Origin of the sequence: Fulvivirga marina (assembly GCF_016775155.1) — a bacterium.
GTDB lineage: Bacteria > Bacteroidota > Bacteroidia > Cytophagales > Cyclobacteriaceae > Fulvivirga > Fulvivirga marina.
Genome location: NZ_JAEUGD010000066.1, coordinates 71,522 through 90,147, shown reverse-complemented (window position 1 = coordinate 90,147; position 18,626 = coordinate 71,522). Strand labels below are relative to the sequence as shown.

The following is an 18,626-nucleotide window of genomic DNA, read 5'->3' as shown; positions in this document are numbered from 1 at the left end:
TTAAATGGATAGGAAAGTTTTGCTCATCGATGACGACCCCATTGCTAATATGATTAATCGGGAATTATTCGAAATCAGGGGATATGTTGTAAATGCTTATACTAACCCAAAAGAAGCTCTTGAGTATCTAGAGTCTGCCAATTCGAGTCTGGGTGATATTCCTGATATTATTATGCTGGATATTAATATGCCCGAAATGGATGGGTGGGGATTTCTGGATGAATACCAGAAAATTGAATTTGCTTCTAATAATAATTGTCGACTATTTATGCTTACCTCATCAATAGCCTCGGAAGATAAAGAAAAGGCATTTACTTACTCTTCTGTAAAAGGTTTTATCTCAAAGCCATTAACTATGGAGTGGGTCCAGAATCTGTAAATCAAACGGGTCTTCACCTTAATGTGGGCCTGGAAAATTAGTTTATTTAATTGCCTCCGGGTTTTCATTTCGTAATATTATCAAACAAGACAGTATTTCATTAGCATATTTCAATAGGCTATAAAAAGTATCTTAACTAGTAGTAATCGTATAAATTAACTGAAAATCAACCTAAACATGTCAAAAGAAAACTTTGAATCATTGCTGGCGGAAGACTTTAAAGCTACTGCTCATTTCGATTTTAATATTATTATAGAGACGCTAAGGCAGGCCATGCTGAAGGGAATTGTCGATCCATTAATTGTGGATAAGATTGATCATGAAAATGACGATGGCACTATATGGGTGGAAAAAAACGAAATATTGCTCTCTCCACCAGTTATTGAATTAGTCTTATTGGAAGATCAGGAAATTGTTCCGGTCCCTGAGGGGCTGACAATCAAAGATGAGAATGGTAACGAAATTCCTCTTGAGGATGTGGACCCTCCAGTGGATAGGGAGCAGCAGGATGTCTTGTTTGAAATACAGGTACCTTTTCATTTGCAAACTAACAATGCTGATTTGGCTTCTGTGGATGTAGAGGAAATTACTGGTACCCTGATCATGGTAGCTTTGCCGTATTTTTCGCCTTCAGTGGGTGTAGGAGTTATCAGGTATGATTTTAATCTTGAAATTACCTCAACGGGGCCTTCAAATATTAAAATTATTAATGATAATGTTATAAGGCCGGGACTTCTAAATAAGTTTTACCCCAAGATAATTGAACTAATAGAAAAGGCAAAGTTTCAATTGCCTGATATAGATGGACTTTCTGTTCGGGCAATGAAGTTGTTCCCTCATTTTAATGAAATTCAGCCGGCTACCTTATCTATTGGGTTGGGAGGGACGGCTGGAGCTGAACAGTTATTGCCTTTGCTTGATGGTGGTGATGGGGTGACGATTAGTGTGTCAAAATCACTATTTGAAGAAAAAGTTGAGAACTTTAGTTCCAATCTGCCAGAGAAGTCATACAATTGGGATGACGAGCGATGGGAGACCCTGCACCATGTGAAACTTAAACTTGGAAATGGGCATGTTGATTTGGATACGAAGATTACTGTTCATGGTCGGGGAATTGTACCTGATGCGACAATTTGTATTGAAGGACCAATCCGTTTTGACTTCGAAGTTGATGGTGTAGACAGTAAGTTGAAAGGTGATGGGAAGGACCTTGATGTGGACTTACCTGCGTGGCTTGATTTCATTAGAGGGCTTACTGATGTGTTGACTCTCGGTTTTGCTGAGTTTGGGTGGACAGGATTTTATGAAGATTCTGAAAATGAAGCGAGAGGCGGCGCTACAAAAACCGTAGCCAATACATTGAACAGAGCATTGTTGGGAGCCTTCCCTTCGGGAATGGAATTATTTGGTAAAAATATGTTTATGACCAGGGAGAGTGCAGTGCCATGGGGTACGCCTAATACTATTGTAATTAAAAAAGAGGGCCTTATGATTGGTGGACCTGGATTTGGAGGTATAAAGTACGAGTTAAGGAAGCTTAATTTAGATGCGGTTTACAGACCTTCCGGAACAATTAGAAGTTACGGTTTTGAAAATGAGTTTTATCTCTCAAAGGCAAGGACCATTGAATTGTGGACCAGGAAGAAAATTTATATTCCTGGGGTTATGGTGGGAAGAAGAGGGGCGAAGTACTTTTTAAAGGATATCCCAGATAAAAGGAAAGCTGATAACTTAAGTGAAAAGCCCACTTTCAGTATTCATAGTACATCTCTAGAAAATGCAGATCATTTTGAGCCTGAGGATACTTCGAAAAAATATGCTTTTAATGATTCAGAAGAGTTAGTGATGATGAACCCATAATGCCTAGAATTTGGCATAAAAAAACCGTTTAAAACTCTGTTTTAAACGGTTTACATTGTTTTGCGGTCTGGACGGGACTCGAACCCGCGACCTCCTGCGTGACAGGCAGGCATTCTAACCAGCTGAACTACCAGACCATTCTAAATTATGTTTTTAGCCCTTTCGTTTAAGGTGATGCAAATGTATATCTACCTTTTTTTAAATGCAACACCTGGATGGAATTTATTTATTTTTTTTTCACACCCCTTTAAAATAACTCATATGCTTACCAAAAGTGAATATTAGTTATATTTTTGTACCCTTAACTAAACAGACATGCTATTGGATTTCGAAAAACCCATTGCAGAGCTAGAAGCTAAGTTAGATGACATGAAGAAAATTGCTCAGGAGAGCGATGTAGATGTCAAAGATGCTGTAAAATCTCTGGAAACTAAGATTAAGAATCTGAAGAAGGAAACATTTAGTAATCTCACACGATGGCAGAGGGTTCAACTGTCTAGACATCCTGAAAGGCCGTATACGCTTGATTATATATACGAGATGTCGGATGACTTTGTTGAACTTCATGGAGATAGGACCGTAAAGGATGATAAGGCCATAGTGGGAGGATTTGCTACGATTAATGACCAAACTTTTATGGTTATAGGTCAGCAAAAGGGACGTAACACCAAGCAGAGGCAGTTGCGCAATTTTGGAATGGCTAATCCTGAAGGTTATAGAAAGGCGCTTCGTTTAATGAAGATGGCTGAAAAGTTCAATAAACCTATTATTACGCTGATAGATACTCCTGGAGCTTTTCCTGGACTCGAAGCCGAGGAAAGAGGTCAGGGTGAAGCCATTGCCCGTAACCTCAAAGAAATGTTTATGCTGAAGGTTCCTGTTATCTGTATCGTAATAGGAGAAGGAGCTTCAGGGGGAGCCTTGGGCATAGCCATCGGAGATAAGGTATTTATGTTAGAGAATACCTGGTATTCTGTAATATCTCCTGAAAATTGTTCCACTATTCTCTGGAGAAGCTGGGATTATAAAGAACAGGCAGCGGAGGCCATGCGTGTTACTGCGCATGATATGTTAGACTTGCAGCTTATAGATGGTATCATTAACGAGCCTTTAGGTGGAGCACATACAGACCTCAAGGCTATGTCTAAAGAGATGAAGAAGGTGATTATTGAACACACCAAGGAGTTGCAGTCGATGCCAGTTGAGGAAATGATTGAAAAGAGGATAGATAAATTCTGTCAAATGGGAGTTGTAAAGGAGTAAGCTCATTAAAAATCTTTATAAATTTAAGCCACAGGAATTTTCTTGTGGCTTTTTAATTGGTGCCAGTGCATATTTGAAATGATAGCCGCAGGGAAAAACCACCTTCAGGAAACTTATTTGAAAACTGATGACCTCAGATAGAAAGGCGTTCAGGGTTTGGATTCTCTGCTATTGGAAGATAGTATTTTTTGACCCGTTTGAAAACTAATTTTTTAACCAAGGTTGGCTTTTATGGGGTGTGCAGGGGAAGAGGTTGTCTTTTTTTGGTGAGAGCGAAAGAGGTGCTGAAACAAATGAAAACAGAATAATTTATAGTCTATGAACCTACACGTAATTAATACAGGCTTTTTCAAGCTTGACGGAGGTGCAATGTTTGGTGTTGTGCCCAAAACCCTATGGTCAAGAACAAACCCAGCAGATGAAAATAATATGTGTAATTGGGCAATGCGATGTCTGTTAATAGAGGATGGAGGCCAGCTCATATTAATTGACAATGGTATAGGAAATAAGCAAAGTGAAAAGTTTTTTAGTCATTATTATTTACATGGCGATGCCAGCCTTGAGGCTTCATTGAATCAGGCAGGTTTTAGTCATGATGACGTCACAGATATGTTTCTTACTCATTTGCATTTTGATCATTGTGGAGGAGGAGTAAAGTATGTTGGAGAGGGTAATTTAGAACTGGTTTTTAAAAATGCGAAATATTGGTCCAATCAAGATCATTGGCAATGGGCTACAGAGCCTAATGCCAGAGAGAAAGCTAGTTTTTTAAAGGAGAACATTTTGCCCATACAGGAAAGTGGACATTTGAATTTCGTGCCGTTGGATGGAGGTTCGCCCTTTTCCCAGTTTGATATATTAACAGTCGATGGGCATACAGATAAGCAAATGATTCCTAAGATCAAATATAAGGATAAAGTAATCGTATTTGCCGCTGACTTACTGCCTTCTACAGGCCATATCCCGTTGCCTTATGTCATGGGATATGATACCCGGCCGCTACTTACATTGTCCGAAAAAGAAGTTTTCCTAAAGGAAGCGGCAGATAATGGGTACATACTTTTTTTGGAGCATGACCCAGTTAATGAATGCTGTACAGTTAAGCATACTGAAAAAGGAGTGAGGCTTGATAAAACTTTTTCTTTAAAGGAGGTGCTTTAATGAAAATTGGATTGGTCTTATCTGGAGGAGGGGCTCGTGGTATTGCTCACCTTGGTGTGATAAAAGCGCTTCAGGAGGCAGGAATTAATTTTTCTGAGATATCAGGAACCAGTGCAGGCTCTATTATTGGAGCTCTTTACTCGCATGGCTATAGTACTGACGACATTCTCAGTATTGTAAAAGAAGTTAAGGCTTTTCGTTTTCTGCAACCAGCCATGAGTTGGCGTGGAATACTTAAAATGGACGTGATGCATAAATTTTTAGAGCAACTTATGCCTCACAATAGTTTTGAGGCACTAAAAATCCCTTTGCACGTTGCTGCGACAAACTTGAGAACTGGCATGACTGAATACTTTAGTTCAGGGAAGCTTATTGGGGCAGTGTGCGCCTCATCATGTATACCGGTATTGTTTGACCCTATTGAATTCGAAGGAGAGCTATATATAGATGGCGGGATATTAAATAATTTACCTTATGAACCTTTAAGAAAGAGTTGCGATGTTCTTATAGGTTCGCACTCAAACCCTATTGATCATAATTTTGAGCCGAAAAATGCGAGACTGGTAATGGAAAGAGCCTTGTTGCTAGCAATTGGTTGCAATGTCTATAATAGAAGTAGTCAATGTGATTTTTTTATAGAACCTTTGGGACTTGAAACTTACAAAGTGCTTGACCTGACAAATATTGATGATATCTATAGAATAGGGTATGAACAAGCCATAAAGCAGATAGAAGAACAAAAAATAACAGAAACCTGTAAAGTATGAATTTTAGAGAACTGATACTTCAAGGTATCCCCTATGAATTACCCTCAAAAAAAGAGTATGATAAAGATGTTAATCATGCGCCTAAAAGAAAAGAGATCTTAAGTGAAATCGAGAAAGAGTTGGCCTTAAGGAATGCTCTGAGGTATTTTGATCCGCGTCATCATAAAGTGCTCATTGATGAATTTAGAGAAGAGTTAGATCTGTATGGTAGAATATATATGCATAGGTTACGCCCTGACTACGATATGTATGCGCGACCTATTGAAGAGTATCCTCATCAATCAAAGCAGGCGGCTGCTATCATGATGATGATCCAAAACAATCTTGATCCTGCTGTGGCTCAGCATCCTCATGAGTTGATTACATATGGTGGAAATGGAGCTGTATTTCAAAACTGGGCACAGTATCTACTTACTATGCAATATCTTGCCACAATGACTGATGAACAGACTTTGCATATGTATTCCGGACACCCAATGGGATTATTCCCTTCCTCAAAAGAGGCTCCCAGAGTGGTTGTTACTAATGGTATGATGATACCTAATTATTCAAAGCAGGATGATTGGGAGAAATTCAATGCGCTTGGAGTTACCCAATATGGACAAATGACTGCAGGGTCATACATGTATATCGGCCCTCAAGGGATAGTGCACGGTACTACAATTACTGTATTGAATGCAGGAAGGAAAATATCAAAATCGGGTGAAGGCCTTTCAGGTAAATTATTTGTTTCTTCAGGCCTTGGGGGAATGAGTGGTGCTCAACCTAAGGCGGGTAATATTGCAGGTTGTGTTTCTGTCGTGGCTGAAGTAAATCCAAAAGCTACTCATACCAGACATTCCCAAGGCTGGGTGGACGAGGTGATTGATAGTATGGATGAGCTTGTGCAAAGAGTTAAGCAAGCCAAGGAAAATAAAGAAGTTGTATCTATAGCCTACCAGGGTAATGTGGTTGAGATATGGGAGAAGTTTTATAAACAAGACTTGTTTATTGATCTGGGGTCAGATCAAACATCATTGCATAACCCATGGGCAGGAGGGTACTACCCAGTGACGTTGACCTTTGAGGAAGCTAATCAAATGATGGCTGATGAGCCTGAGAAGTTTAAAGGGCACGTTCAGGAATCCCTAAGAAGACAAGCGGCTGCCATCAACAAACATGCAGGAAAAGGAACATACTTTTTTGATTATGGAAATGCCTTTCTGCTGGAAGCATCGAGAGCAGGGGCCGATATTATGGCTGATAACGGTATTGATTTTAAATATCCTTCGTATGTTCAGGATATTATGGGACCAATGTGCTTCGATTATGGCTTTGGACCGTTCCGTTGGGTTTGTGCAAGTGGAAAACCAGAAGATCTCGAAAAAACTGATGAGATAGCTTCAAAAGTGTTGGAAGAAATTATGAAAGACTCCCCAGAGCGTATACAGCAGCAAATGGCTGATAATATCAAATGGATAAAGGCAGCCGGGGAGAATAAACTGGTTGTAGGTTCGCAGGCAAGAATTTTATATGCAGATGCAGAAGGTAGGATGAAAATAGCTTCAGCCTTTAATGAAGCAATAAGAAAAGGGGAAGTAGGAGAGGTAGTATTAGGAAGGGATCATCATGATGTTTCCGGGACAGATAGTCCATATAGAGAGACATCAAATATCTATGATGGCTCAAAGTTCACTGCGGATATGGCTATCCACAATGTTATAGGAGACTCCTTTAGAGGGGCAACCTGGGTGTCTATACACAATGGTGGTGGCGTTGGCTGGGGAGAGGTGATTAATGGTGGCTTCGGTATGCTACTCGATGGAACCTCTGACGCTCAGCGAAAACTGGAGAGCATGTTGTTTTATGATGTCAATAATGGTATTGCACGCAGAAGTTGGGCAAGGAATGACGAAGCCATGTTTGCCATTAAAAGGGAAATGGAAAGAAACAGTCGTTTAAAGGTGACTGTGCCTAACCTTGTGGATGAGTCTCTTTTGAAGGGCTAAGAAACTTTTGGGTGGAAATATGATTGATAAGATATAAATAAAAAATAACTTTGCGTCATAACTAACTAAACAAACCGAAATAATGAAAAAAACTTTACTTACTGGAATTATTATGATAGCTGGTGCATGCTTTGCCCAAGCGCAAACAGAGCAGGGTGGTATTTTAGCAGGTGGTAGTGTATCTATGGATTTTGAAAACAATAAACTAGAGGCAGGAAGTACTACTGTGGATAGAGGGAATACCTTTTCTGTATCTTTTAACCCTAATGTGGGGTATTTCTTTATGGACGGATTGGCAGGAGGCCTTGAGTTGGAAATATCTTCGTCAACTTTTACGGAAGATCAAACAGATTTTGAGACCAAGTTTTCTACGTTTAATTTCGGCCCTTTTGTGAAATATTATCATAGCAGTGGCCTTTTTGGATTAGGAAGGTTTGGTGTTGGCTCAGCTAAAGAAGTGGATGAAGATGCTGGAGGAACAGATGAAACCAAATTTGGTGTATTTACATGGAGGCTTGGAGCAGGATACGCTTTGTTTTTAAATGATAATGTTTCACTGGAGCCTATGCTATCATATGGTTCATACAACTTTACTAATAAAGATTCTGACCCAGAGGTTAAGACTATAGACAATAGCTTAAGGATAAGTGTTGGTTTTCAGATCTTTCTATAATACTCTATAGTAGCCTCAGTTGGCTACTAGTTTATAACGTAAAATATGAGAAAAAGCCCTCAGTTTTGAGGGCTTTTGACTTATAAACTATCTAGTTCCTGCCACCAAAGAAAAATGCACCAATTCTGACTCCCAGGTAGCTATTTTTGATATCATCAACTTCTACAGTACCTGTACCACCGGTTACAACAACATCAGGGGAGCTTGCTCCAATGATGTTATAGTCGATATTGACATTGAAGTGACCTAGATCAAACCCAACTCTTGGGTAGAATCCAATTTTAGATTCACTAGATGCTGCAGCGGTAGCGGTAGTACCTCCAATAGTAACTGATGATGAAACTGAAGCTAAAGAGAAAACACCAACACCAACTCCTACATAGGGTCTGAATTTTTCATTACTTAAGTAATACTGGCCATTAACTGTATAAGAGGCATTTCCTGAAACACTTCCTTCTGTTGCTCCAATGGCTCTTGCCATAGCTGCAGAGCCCAGTCTCAGGCCAATGGCAATTTCATCACTAAGCCTGTAAGCAGGTTCAACTTCAAAAAGAACGCCACCACCACCGTCACTAGGTGATGCATACCCTAGTCCTAAACCTAATTTAAAAGGCTTGTACTCTTGTGCGTTAACGGCTACTGCCCCTATGAGAAGTAGCGTAATGGATAATAGAAATCTGTTCATAGAATAAAGTTTGGTTAAAAAAAATCTATTTCGCTTGCGAAATAAGTTGCGCCAAAATATGAAATCCAATGGGAAAAGCGAAATTTTTAAAGAGGGGTTAAGAATTTTGCTTACGCTGGATAGGTTGGCATGCTTTTGGTATGGAGCAGTTAAATGTTAAACAAATCAGATAAAAATTATCTGATCGCTTTTTAATCTATAAACAATAATTATGAAAAAAGTTTTACTTTCTGCTTTCGCAGTGATCGCATTTGTAGCAGCTACAAACGCGCAGGATTTTGGAGTTAAAGTGGGTGCTAATATAGCTAACCTCAATGGGGATTCTTTCGATAATTCTGACTCTAAATTCAACTTTACGTTTGGTGTTTTTGCTGAATTTATGCTTTCTGACAAACTGGGCTTACAACCTGAATTAATACTTTCTGGACAAGGAGCAAAATATGATTTTGATGATGGTTCAGGAACTTCAATTGAACTTAAGCAAAAACTTAGCTATGTTAATGTTCCTGTTTTAGCTAATGTTTACTTAGGCGAGAACTTTTATTTGCAAGGTGGACCATACATTGGTTTCTTAACAAATGCAGAGGCCAATATTTCAGGATCACTCGGTGTATTAGGTGGAGACAATAAAGATGCTTTTAAAAGTACTGATTTTGGTGCTATGCTTGGTTTTGGTGCGAATGCCGGGAAATTCAACTTTGGTATGAGATATCAACTGGGGTTAGCTAATATAGCGGAGGATGTAAATGGAGTTGAAGGCGATGCAAAAAATGCGGTTATTCAAGTAAACGTTGGGTTTAAGATTTTGGATAATTAAGAGTTATTATATTATATAGATAAAGGATAAGTCTGGCAAATTTGTCAGGCTTTTTTGTAAAACCAGATCAATTTATAAGATACAGCATAGTCTTGACTTAAAGTATTACTCAATATAATAAGCCAATTAGCAGTTTGTTTTTTATATTGCAACAAACCAAAAACAAAAAAACAACAATATGAAAAAAATTACTTTATTAGCGATTTTTAGTATAATCTCTATTATAGGTCTGCATGCTCAGGGCATTGGCCTGGGAGTAAAGGCAGGTGTTAACTTTGCCAATCAGGATTTTGAGGCCGATGGTTTATCTGTCTCTCCAGATGGAAAAACAGGCTTCCATTTTGGAGCCTTTGCTTCCTTGATGTTTTCAGACAAATTGGGTTTACAGCCTGAAATATTATATTCTACTAAAGGTTCTGAGTTTGACCTGGGAGCGCTTGGGTCAACCGAAACGGACTTAAGTTATTTAGAGATTCCAATTTTGCTAAGATTTCAGCCTATTGAAATATTAAGTGTACATGCCGGTCCTCAGTTTGGTATACTAGCGTCTGCTGAGCAGGATGGTACAGATATAAAGGACAACCTTAAAGGTTCAGATTTAAGCTTGGCTGTAGGTAGTCAGGTTGAGTTACCCCTTGGCTTTGTAGGTGGAGCAAGGTATGTTCTTGGTCTTTCTGACATTAATGATGTTTCTACTTCTAACACTGAAGTTAAAAATAGAACTTTCCAGCTTTTTGTTGGATGGAAATTTATGTAATTCAGTATAACATAAAGAGATTTGTTTTCGTTTTTTTGAAAGAGCCTCAAGTTAATTGAGGCTTTTCTTTTGAAATTTTAACCATACTTAATTTGTGAAATGAAAAAAATACTACTGATTACAGCAATTTGTCTATTTGGCTATGTTGTAGAATCTAACGCTCAGGCTGGGCTTCGATTAGGGATCAAAGGAGGGTTGAATTTTGCCAATTTCAACTCAGACTTTGATACAGATGCTAAGACTGGCTATCATGCAGGTGTGTTTGCTACGTTGAAGTTTACCAAACTGGCAGTACAACCAGAGGTGATCTTCTCTAAGCAAGGTGCTAAGTTAGATATTAATGGAAGTGAATTGGAGTCTAACTACTCTTACATCAACATTCCTGTTATTGCCAAGTTATACCTTCTGGGAGGTTTAAACCTGCAACTTGGACCACAATTTGGTTTTCTTGCTTCGGCAGAACAAGTTTATGATGGCGTTGAAGAAGATGTAAAAAAGCAACTTAAAGGCTCTGAGGTAAGTCTGGGGCTTGGTGCCGGATGGGATTTACCTTTTGGTCTTACGGTGGATGCTCGCTACAACTTAGGGTTGTCGGATATCAATGATACAGGAGATTCATCAGCAGAGGCTAAAAATCAAGTATTTCAGGTATCAGTAGGTTACAGGCTTTTTGAGTTAGGAAATTAAATTAGTATCCTTCTAAAATTAAAAGGCCTCACTATTATCTCTTGGTGAGGCCTTTTTGTGCATAATGTAGTTTAACAGAATTTATACTACATGGATCAAAAAGTAATTCTTTTTTCCCTTTTGAGCTAAAAGGTATTTGCCTTGCAATAAATCAAAATTAATGATACCGTTGGGGTCATTTACTTTTGACTTATTGATACTTACTCCGCCACCTTTGATCATTTTTCTGGCTTCTCCTTTGGAAGAAAAAATGATACCATTGGTGTTCTCAGAAAGGAGATCAGTTACATTGGCAGTTTGCAGCAAAGCCTCTTTGCTAATTTCAGTTTGTGGAACCCCTTCAAAAACGGAAAGCAAAGTGTTTTCATCTAAAGAGGCTAGGTCTTCAGTTGTAGACTTTCCAAAAAGAATCTCAGATGCCTTTACCGCCATTTCATAGTCAGCTTCTGAGTGTACTCTTGTAGTTATGTCTTTGGCTAAAGCCTGTTGTAACTTTCTCTCATGCGGAGCCTCAGCGTGTTCTTTTTCAATAGCCTCAACATACTCCCTTTCAAAAAGTGTGAATATTCTGATAAAGTTTGCTGCATCTTCATCCGACGCATTCATCCAATACTGGTAGAATTTATACGGAGAAGTCTTCTCACGGTCCAGCCATACTGTACCTTCTTCAGTTTTTCCGAATTTCGTACCATCCGCTTTTTTAATTAGTGGAGTGGTTATAGCAAATGCTTCGCCCTGAGCTTTTCTTCTAATCAATTCGGTACCTGTAACAATATTGCCCCATTGGTCCGAACCACCCAGTTGCAGTTTACAGTTTTTATTAGAGAATAGGTGATAAAAATCGTAGCCTTGTACCAGTTGGTAGCTAAATTCAGTGAAGGACATACCACCTTCCAACCTGTTTTTTACTGAATCTTTAGCCATCATGTAATTAATGGTAATGTGCTTGCCCACATCACGAATAAAATCCAGGAACTTGAAATCTTTGAACCAATCATAATTGTTAACAACTTCAGCTGAGTTGTCTCCACAATCGAAATCAAGAAATTTTTCAAGTTGTGCCTTAACACAGGCCAGGTTATGATTTAGGGTATCTTCGGATAGCAGGTTTCTTTCAGCGGACTTACCAGATGGGTCACCAACCATGCCAGTGGCTCCTCCAACAAGTGCAAAGGGCTTATGTCCAGACCTTTGAAAATGAACCAGTGTCATGATCTGAACCAGATTTCCAATGTGCAACGAATCGGCAGTAGGATCGAAGCCAATATAAGCGGAAGTCATTTCTTTTTTTAGTTGGTCTTCAGTACCTGGCATAATGTCATGGATCATGCCCCTCCATCTAAGTTCGTCTACAAAATCTGTCATTTCTATTGTTTGTTGAAAATTAGGTGATATATAGGCTGCAAATATAGAAAATCAGCTGTATCAAATAAGAGTTTCAGAAGCCTTTATTGCCATAAGAAATAATATTTTGAACTTGTCTGGTGCAAGGAAAACTAACAGTCGCTATATTTGTTTGAAATGGTATCAGGCATGCGAAAAGGCATGTTTTAGCGATCATTCACCATCTTTTTTGTCCGCTTAAGTAATAAAAACAACAGGGGCAGCATTTTTTGTCTTCGAAATGAAACTTAATGATATTATATCAGTCTCTATTGTTAGATATATTTAATTAATTATGAAATTACGGCAAGTCGTTATTATTGGGATAGGTTTGTTTTTACTTATCGGTTCTTTTCTATTGAGTGGTATTTTAGGTGGTATGAAAGATCCTCCTAAAGTAGAGACACCTGTTGAAGTGAAAAAATATGTTAAAACCGAACCCGTTGCATATAAATCGATCAAAACAGAGATAGAGGCCTTCGGTAGGGTTCGAACGGCCGAGTCTTTAGATATGATAGCAGAGGTATCAGGGAGAATGTCAGGAGGGGCAGTGCCTTTAAAAGAAGGGCAAAGCTTTAAAAAAGGAACGCTTTTATATAAAATTGATGATACAGAAACAAGACTAAATCTTCAATCACAAAAGAGTACTTTCCTAAAGGATTTAGCAGCTATTTTGCCTGACATTAAAATTGACTTTAGCGATAATTATAGTGCTTGGGAAAACTACTTTAACTCTATTGATCTTAACAAATCGTTGCCGAAACTTCCTGAATACAAAAGTAATAAGGAGAAGACTTTTCTTGCTACGAAGAATATTTTTAGCAGCTTTTACAGTATAAAAAGTGCGGAAGCTCATTTAAGGAAGTATAGATTCTACGCGCCATTTAATGGTACTATTTCAATAGTTAATTTACAGTCAGGTTCCTATGTTAACCCTGGCAATAATATTGGTAAACTCTTGAGGTCTGATAAGCTCGAGCTACGCGTTGATGTGGCTACTTCAGATATTGACTGGATAGAAATTGGGTCTCCGGCGAGAGTAGTTTCTGAAAGTGGCCACGAATGGTCAGGTATGGTAACACGAATAGGAGAGTTCGTTAATCAGCAAACCCAATCTATTGATGTTTTTATCAGCATTGTTGCAGGGAAAAATAGAATGTACGATGGTGAATATTTAAAAACCATTATACCGGGTAAAGTGGTCGAAAATGGAATGATAATCCCTCGTAGTGCAATCTTTAATGGAAATGAAGTATTCGTACTCAATGATAGTACGCTAAATGTAGAGCAAATAGACATTCATAAAATGAATGCAGAAACTGCGATATTTTCAGGGCTTAAAGAACAATCGGATTTGGTTGTAGAGCCATTGATCAATGCTCACAATAATATGAGGGCCTATAAACTGGAAAGTGAAAAAGATATTGATCTGGAGAAGAAAGATGGCTCAGGTAGCAAATTGGTTAAAAATTAAAACTCAATGGTAAAAGGCATACAGAATTTAGTAGAGTATTTTGTTAAATACCCTATACTAGCCAATATAGTTATTGCTATCACATTACTTGCAGGTCTGGCTAGTTTATTGGGTACCAAAAAATCATTTTTTCCCACTAGGAAAGATAAGAATATAATTATCCAGGTAACATATCCCGGAGCTTCCCCTGAAGAGATGGAAGAGGGGGTTACTTTGAAAATAGAAGAGGCTTTAACCAGCATTGCCGGGATAGACGAGGTTTCATCCACCTCATCGGAAAACTCCGCCAATATCAATGTTTTGACATTAGAAAATTATGATATTGATGAAGTTTATACGGATGTTAAAAATGCAGTTGATGGTATAAATTCCTTTCCTGTAAGTGCTGAAAAGCCTATCATTTATAAGCAGAGGCAACAGTCTGTAGCTCAATGGCTGGCATTAACTGGTGATGTCAATTTGCGTGTATTGGAGCAATATGGAGAGGAAATCAAAGATGATCTCTTAGCTTCTGGGGTAATCTCTCAAGTCAGCATTAGCGGGCTTCCGGAACGAGAGATTTCCATTGAAGTTTCAGAAGCAGACCTTAGCCGTTTTGGACTCACCTTTGGTCAGGTGGCTACGGCAGTTCGTCAAAATAACCGGGATATTTCCGCAGGATCTATCAAAGCCCAAAGTGAAGAGATATTGATCAGGTCGAAAGCCAAAGAAACCGACGCTGCGCTTATTGCTGAAATTATAATCCGCTCAAACTCTGATGGTAGCAATTTACTTTTAAAAGATGTAGCCAGCATAAAAGAGCAATATGCCGATCAGCCCAATAAGGCATTGTTGAACGGGAAACGAGCTGTATTTATCCAGGTTAGCAAGCTTGAAGAAGAGGATTTGCAAGAGATTTCGGAATTTGTGACGCCTTATGTAGAAAACTTCAATGCTACACATTCAGGAGTACAGCTTGATCTGACTTGGGATTTCATGACCATGCTGAATCAGCGATTGGAATTACTGACTAGTAATGGTGTTATAGGTTTGCTGTTAGTGCTCATAGCCCTAGGTACTTTCCTTAGTCTGAGATTGTCATTTTGGGTTGCCTGGGGTATTCCATCATCATTTCTGGGGATGTTTATATTGGGATCATTTGTAGGGCTTACCATCAATATGATATCATTGTTCGGAATGATACTGGTTATCGGTATTTTGGTGGATGACGGGATTGTAATTGCAGAAAATATTTACTCCCACTTTGAAAAGACCAAGAATCCTATTAAGGCAGCAGTTCAGGGGACTATGGAGGTAGTTCCGGCTGTTTTTACTTCTGTAACAACTACCATTGTAGCATTTCTTCCCTTGCTTCTGCTTACCGGGGGGTTTGAGTTTCTTCGTGATATGGCGTTTGTCGTAATCTTCAGTCTTGGGTTTTCTTTAGTTGAAGCATTTTTTGTGCTTCCGGCTCACCTGGCTAGTAAAAGTGTTCTCAGTGTTAAAAAGGAAGATACCCGGAGCTATAAGATCAGGAACTCTATCAATAAAGTAATTGATTTCATGAGATTTAACCTCTATGGCAATGCATTGAAATATACGATGAAGTATAGGTTTATTTCTATGTGTCTCATTCTTTCTTTGTTTGTAATTACGGCTGGGTTATTTCAGGGAGGTTTTATCAAGTCAACCTTTTTTCCACAAATCCCATTTAATAGCTTCAATATTAATATAGCTTTTAAACCAGGAGAGAGAGAAACAAAAGTGGAGGCCTATCTGGATAGGTTTGATAATGCAGTTTGGGAAGTCAATGAGGACCTTAAGGATGACCTTGAAACAGAAGACAATATTATTAATTACACTTTTGGGTCAGTTGGCAACACCAGTGATGGTTCAGAGTCAGGTTCACATGCAGGAAATATCAATGTCTTTTATAAGGAGTTAGATGACTATGGTATTAATAGCTTTGACCTGATCAACAGAATTGAAGCAAAAATTGGCAAGGTGCCTGAGGCTGAAAAGTATAACATAGGGGGTGGAAACAGATGGGGTAAACCAGTGTCGGTAAAACTACTCGGAAAAAACTATGACGAACTTCGGACCGCTAAGGAGTTTTTGAAAGAGGAGCTAGGTAAAATTACTGACCTGAAGGATATTGAAGATAATGTTGCGATAGGCAGGAGGGAAATGCTCTTTGAGCTGACCCCTGAAGCTTACTTCTTAGGCTTAACACATAATGATATCACGCAGCAGATCAGGCAGGGCTTTTTTGGTGAGGAAGTTCAAAGGCTCCAAAAGGGTGACGATGAGGTTAGAGTTTGGGTAAGGTACCCGAGTTCTGGACGCTTAAATATAGGTCATATCGAGGACATGAAAGTCAAGACATCTAGTGGTGAGCAGTACCCATTGTCTCAGCTGTCAGAGTATAAAGTGGAGAGAGGTATTTCCGGTATACGTCACTTTAATAGTAACAGGGCAGTAACTGTTGAAGCGGATCTTGTTGACCCTTTTGCAGAGGTTCCTCCTATACAAAATAAGGTTCAAAATGAGATCATCCCACAACTGCAGGCTAAGTTTCCTACCGTAAAAGTTGACTATGGAGGGCAGGCTAAAGAAAGTGCCAGAGCAGGGCAGGAGATAGGCTTATTCTTTGGGGGTGCATTCTTGTTGATATTCTTTATTATCATGATCACATTTCGCTCTTTTTATCAGGCAATAATGATCATTATGATGATCCCTTTAGGCTGGGTAGGTGCATCAATAGGTCATGGTATTGAAGGACACCCCGTGTCATTGCTGAGTGCCTGGGGTATGATAGCACTTTCGGGAGTGATCATTAACGATGCCGTTGTCTTTTTGTCAAAGTATAATTCACTGGTTAAAGACGAAGGTCAATCTGTGTATCAAGCTGCCTACAATGCTGGTATTGCAAGGTTCCGGGCTATTATGCTGACTTCTATCACTACAGTGGTTGGTTTATGGCCACTCATTATAGAAAAGAGTTTCCAGGCTCAGTTCTTAATTCCTATGGCTATTGCCGTAGCCTACGGTGTACTGATAGGTACATTTATTATCCTACTTTTCTTCCCTGTGATTATCCTCGTTTTTAATGATGTGAGGAGATATGCTAAGTGGCTTTGGACAGGAGAGAAGCCAACTCGTGAAGACGTTGAAAGAGTGCTTATTGATGAGCATAGATTGGAAAAATACAAGAAATCAGCCTGATAAAACTTCTTGAAACTTTAGCTAAGAATGAAATATAATTATTTAATACTAATACTTTTTATGTTTTTGGCAGCTTCTCTAAAAGCTGTTGGCCAACAGGAATTATCTCTTTCTGAAGCCATACAATTAGGTCTGGAAAGGAACTATGATATTAATATTGAAAAAAAGAACGTCGAGATTGCTGAAAATAATAATAGCTGGGGGCAAGCAGGTCGCTACCCTACAATTACACTTAACCTCAATCAAAACAACTCGTTAACGGACAATGTGAAGACAGCTAGTCCCTTTCAGCTTCAGGATCAGACCATTTCCAATAGCTTAAACCCATCAGTTAATCTTGATTGGACATTATTTAATGGCTTTAAGATCAATATGAGCAAACATCGCCTGGAGCAACTCCAGGCTCAGTCTAAAGGCAATGCAGAGATTGTTATAGCTAATGCGATCCAATCTATAATTTTAGGTTATTATAAGGCTGTATTAGAAAAGGAACGCTTGGAAGAGTTTCAAAAGCAGTTGCATCTTTCAAGAGACAAATATGAGTATACTAAAATAAAGTCAGATATAGGAAGTGCGGTGAGTACAGATCTGCTGCTTGAAGAAACTAATTACCTAACTGATTCGACCAATTTTATCAATCAGGAGCTGAATTACAGGAACGCAATAAGGGATTTAAATGTACTATTAGCGGAGCAGGATGTTGATAAAACCTATGTATTAACAGATGAGCTGGAGGTGGAAATCCAAACTTATGAAATGGCCGATCTAATGTCTAAGCTCAATGCGCAAAATGTTGATTTAAAGAAGCAGTATATTGCTCAACGTATCCTTGACTACGATGTGGCTATAAGTAGAGCTGATAAATATCCACGATTAAGTTTTAGCGCTGGATACTCTCACAATCGCAGTAGGGTAGATTTGAGTAATGCAACCTTTCCTTCTAGTGATGGAACAAGCACCCCCGGCCCTTCTGATCCATTAAATGCGATAACGGATACTTACTTTGGCAACTTCACACTCTCGTTTACACTGTTTAATGGTGGTAAAATAAACAGAGCAATTGAAAATACTCTCATTACTGAAGATATTGAAAATATCAGAACTGAGCGTCTCCAAAATACATTGTACAGGGACTTGGCCAAGGCTCACGATGAATATGAAATCAGGACGAGACTTTACAGGATCAGTGACAGGAGAATGCAGGCCACTGAAAAAAACCTTCAAATTTCAGAGGAGAAGTTTAAAAATGGAACAATCAATTCGTTCGACTATAGAACCGTTCAAAATGATAACCTTACTGCTGCTATTCAGGAATTACAATCACTTTATAATGTTATAGACTCAAAGGTGAGCTTAATGCGTCTGACAGGAGGTATAATAGAAACTTATCTTTCCGAGTAAAGCGCGGCCTGGTTGTAAACTATGATATGATGACTTTAAAAGAAAACCCATGATTATCATGGGTTTTCTTTTCCCACTACAATTTAATGTTTAAAATTGCAACTGATTAGTAGTACTGGCAAGTCAT

Annotated in this window: 15 protein-coding genes and 1 tRNA gene; 13 read left to right on the top strand and 3 right to left on the bottom strand. The window is 38.8% G+C overall.

The window, feature by feature from the left end; translation table 11 throughout:
- Window positions 1-4 precede the first annotated feature (4 nt).
- Window positions 5-379, top strand: a complete 375-nt coding sequence (locus JMN32_RS21405; RefSeq protein ID WP_202858427.1) for a response regulator — start codon at window positions 5-7, stop codon at window positions 377-379.
- 177 nt (window positions 380-556) lie between these two features.
- Window positions 557-2,239, top strand: a complete 1,683-nt coding sequence (locus JMN32_RS21400) for a DUF3892 domain-containing protein (RefSeq protein WP_202858426.1) — start codon at window positions 557-559, stop codon at window positions 2,237-2,239.
- Window positions 2,240-2,302: 63 nt separating this feature from the next.
- Here JMN32_RS21400 and JMN32_RS21395 read toward each other — a convergent pair.
- Window positions 2,303-2,376, bottom strand: a tRNA-Asp gene (locus JMN32_RS21395).
- A 178-nt stretch (window positions 2,377-2,554) separates the two neighbouring features.
- Here JMN32_RS21395 and JMN32_RS21390 point away from each other — a divergent pair.
- From JMN32_RS21390 to JMN32_RS21370, 5 genes are all read left to right on the top strand, one after another.
- Window positions 2,555-3,502 carry an acetyl-CoA carboxylase carboxyltransferase subunit alpha gene (locus JMN32_RS21390; protein WP_202858425.1) on the top strand — a complete coding sequence of 316 codons (948 nt, stop codon included), beginning with the start codon at window positions 2,555-2,557 and terminating at the stop codon, window positions 3,500-3,502.
- A gap of 318 nt (window positions 3,503-3,820) precedes the next feature.
- On the top strand, window positions 3,821-4,663 hold the full coding sequence (locus JMN32_RS21385) for an MBL fold metallo-hydrolase (RefSeq protein ID WP_202858424.1): 843 nt from the start codon (window positions 3,821-3,823) through the stop codon (window positions 4,661-4,663).
- Window positions 4,663-5,430: a patatin-like phospholipase family protein gene (locus JMN32_RS21380; RefSeq protein WP_202858423.1), complete on the top strand. Its 768-nt coding sequence runs from the start codon at window positions 4,663-4,665 to the stop codon at window positions 5,428-5,430. Before JMN32_RS21385 ends, JMN32_RS21380 begins: the two co-directional genes overlap by 1 nt.
- A complete protein-coding gene (locus JMN32_RS21375; RefSeq protein ID WP_202858422.1) occupies window positions 5,427-7,418 on the top strand; it encodes a urocanate hydratase in 1,992 nt (663 codons plus the stop codon). The genes JMN32_RS21380 and JMN32_RS21375 overlap by 4 nt, the downstream gene beginning before the upstream one ends.
- A gap of 82 nt (window positions 7,419-7,500) precedes the next feature.
- Window positions 7,501-8,091, top strand: coding sequence for an outer membrane beta-barrel protein (locus JMN32_RS21370; protein ID WP_202858421.1), 591 nt, complete (start codon window positions 7,501-7,503; stop codon window positions 8,089-8,091).
- 91 nt (window positions 8,092-8,182) lie between these two features.
- On the opposite strand, the gene JMN32_RS21365 is transcribed toward JMN32_RS21370, so the two are convergent.
- Window positions 8,183-8,776 (bottom strand): outer membrane beta-barrel protein, encoded by a 594-nt coding sequence (locus tag JMN32_RS21365; protein ID WP_202858420.1) that lies wholly within the window; start codon window positions 8,774-8,776, stop codon window positions 8,183-8,185.
- Between the two features lie 211 nt (window positions 8,777-8,987).
- On the opposite strand from JMN32_RS21365, the gene JMN32_RS21360 reads away from it, so the two are divergent.
- The 3 genes from JMN32_RS21360 to JMN32_RS21350 all read left to right on the top strand — a co-directional run bounded on the left by JMN32_RS21360 (window position 8,988) and on the right by JMN32_RS21350 (window position 11,037).
- Window positions 8,988-9,593 carry a porin family protein gene (locus JMN32_RS21360; RefSeq protein WP_202858419.1) on the top strand — a complete coding sequence of 202 codons (606 nt, stop codon included), beginning with the start codon at window positions 8,988-8,990 and terminating at the stop codon, window positions 9,591-9,593.
- Window positions 9,594-9,771: 178 nt separating this feature from the next.
- A complete protein-coding gene (locus tag JMN32_RS21355; RefSeq protein WP_202858418.1) occupies window positions 9,772-10,350 on the top strand; it encodes a porin family protein in 579 nt (192 codons plus the stop codon).
- 99 nt (window positions 10,351-10,449) lie between these two features.
- Window positions 10,450-11,037, top strand: a complete 588-nt coding sequence (locus tag JMN32_RS21350) for a porin family protein (protein ID WP_202858417.1) — start codon at window positions 10,450-10,452, stop codon at window positions 11,035-11,037.
- Between the two features lie 81 nt (window positions 11,038-11,118).
- Here JMN32_RS21350 and tyrS read toward each other — a convergent pair whose 3' ends face one another.
- Complete coding sequence (gene tyrS / locus JMN32_RS21345) at window positions 11,119-12,402, bottom strand: tyrosine--tRNA ligase (RefSeq protein ID WP_202858416.1); 1,284 nt, start codon at window positions 12,400-12,402, stop codon at window positions 11,119-11,121.
- Between the two features lie 313 nt (window positions 12,403-12,715).
- On the opposite strand from tyrS, the gene JMN32_RS21340 reads away from it, so the two are divergent.
- Genes JMN32_RS21340 through JMN32_RS21330 form a run of 3 tightly spaced genes read left to right on the top strand, consistent with a single transcriptional unit; the run spans window position 12,716 to window position 18,499 of the window.
- On the top strand, window positions 12,716-13,894 hold the full coding sequence (locus JMN32_RS21340; RefSeq protein WP_202858415.1) for an efflux RND transporter periplasmic adaptor subunit: 1,179 nt from the start codon (window positions 12,716-12,718) through the stop codon (window positions 13,892-13,894).
- 6 nt (window positions 13,895-13,900) lie between these two features.
- A complete protein-coding gene (locus tag JMN32_RS21335; RefSeq protein WP_202858414.1) occupies window positions 13,901-17,098 on the top strand; it encodes an efflux RND transporter permease subunit in 3,198 nt (1,065 codons plus the stop codon).
- 27 nt (window positions 17,099-17,125) lie between these two features.
- The gene (locus JMN32_RS21330) at window positions 17,126-18,499 is read left to right on the top strand and encodes a TolC family protein (protein ID WP_202858413.1); all 1,374 of its coding nucleotides are present in this window, start codon (window positions 17,126-17,128) and stop codon (window positions 18,497-18,499) included.
- The last annotated feature ends 127 nt before the right edge of the window (window positions 18,500-18,626 follow it).

Coding starts and splice junctions, on each gene's coding strand:
- JMN32_RS21405 (WP_202858427.1), top strand. CDS start 5: ATGGATAGGAAAGTTTTGCTCATCGATGACGACCCCATTGCTAATATG.
- JMN32_RS21400 (WP_202858426.1), top strand. CDS start 557: ATGTCAAAAGAAAACTTTGAATCATTGCTGGCGGAAGACTTTAAAGCT.
- JMN32_RS21390 (WP_202858425.1), top strand. CDS start 2,555: ATGCTATTGGATTTCGAAAAACCCATTGCAGAGCTAGAAGCTAAGTTA.
- JMN32_RS21385 (WP_202858424.1), top strand. CDS start 3,821: ATGAACCTACACGTAATTAATACAGGCTTTTTCAAGCTTGACGGAGGT.
- JMN32_RS21380 (WP_202858423.1), top strand. CDS start 4,663: ATGAAAATTGGATTGGTCTTATCTGGAGGAGGGGCTCGTGGTATTGCT.
- JMN32_RS21375 (WP_202858422.1), top strand. CDS start 5,427: ATGAATTTTAGAGAACTGATACTTCAAGGTATCCCCTATGAATTACCC.
- JMN32_RS21370 (WP_202858421.1), top strand. CDS start 7,501: ATGAAAAAAACTTTACTTACTGGAATTATTATGATAGCTGGTGCATGC.
- JMN32_RS21365 (WP_202858420.1), bottom strand. CDS start 8,776: ATGAACAGATTTCTATTATCCATTACGCTACTTCTCATAGGGGCAGTA.
- JMN32_RS21360 (WP_202858419.1), top strand. CDS start 8,988: ATGAAAAAAGTTTTACTTTCTGCTTTCGCAGTGATCGCATTTGTAGCA.
- JMN32_RS21355 (WP_202858418.1), top strand. CDS start 9,772: ATGAAAAAAATTACTTTATTAGCGATTTTTAGTATAATCTCTATTATA.
- JMN32_RS21350 (WP_202858417.1), top strand. CDS start 10,450: ATGAAAAAAATACTACTGATTACAGCAATTTGTCTATTTGGCTATGTT.
- tyrS (WP_202858416.1), bottom strand. CDS start 12,402: ATGACAGATTTTGTAGACGAACTTAGATGGAGGGGCATGATCCATGAC.
- JMN32_RS21340 (WP_202858415.1), top strand. CDS start 12,716: ATGAAATTACGGCAAGTCGTTATTATTGGGATAGGTTTGTTTTTACTT.
- JMN32_RS21335 (WP_202858414.1), top strand. CDS start 13,901: ATGGTAAAAGGCATACAGAATTTAGTAGAGTATTTTGTTAAATACCCT.
- JMN32_RS21330 (WP_202858413.1), top strand. CDS start 17,126: ATGAAATATAATTATTTAATACTAATACTTTTTATGTTTTTGGCAGCT.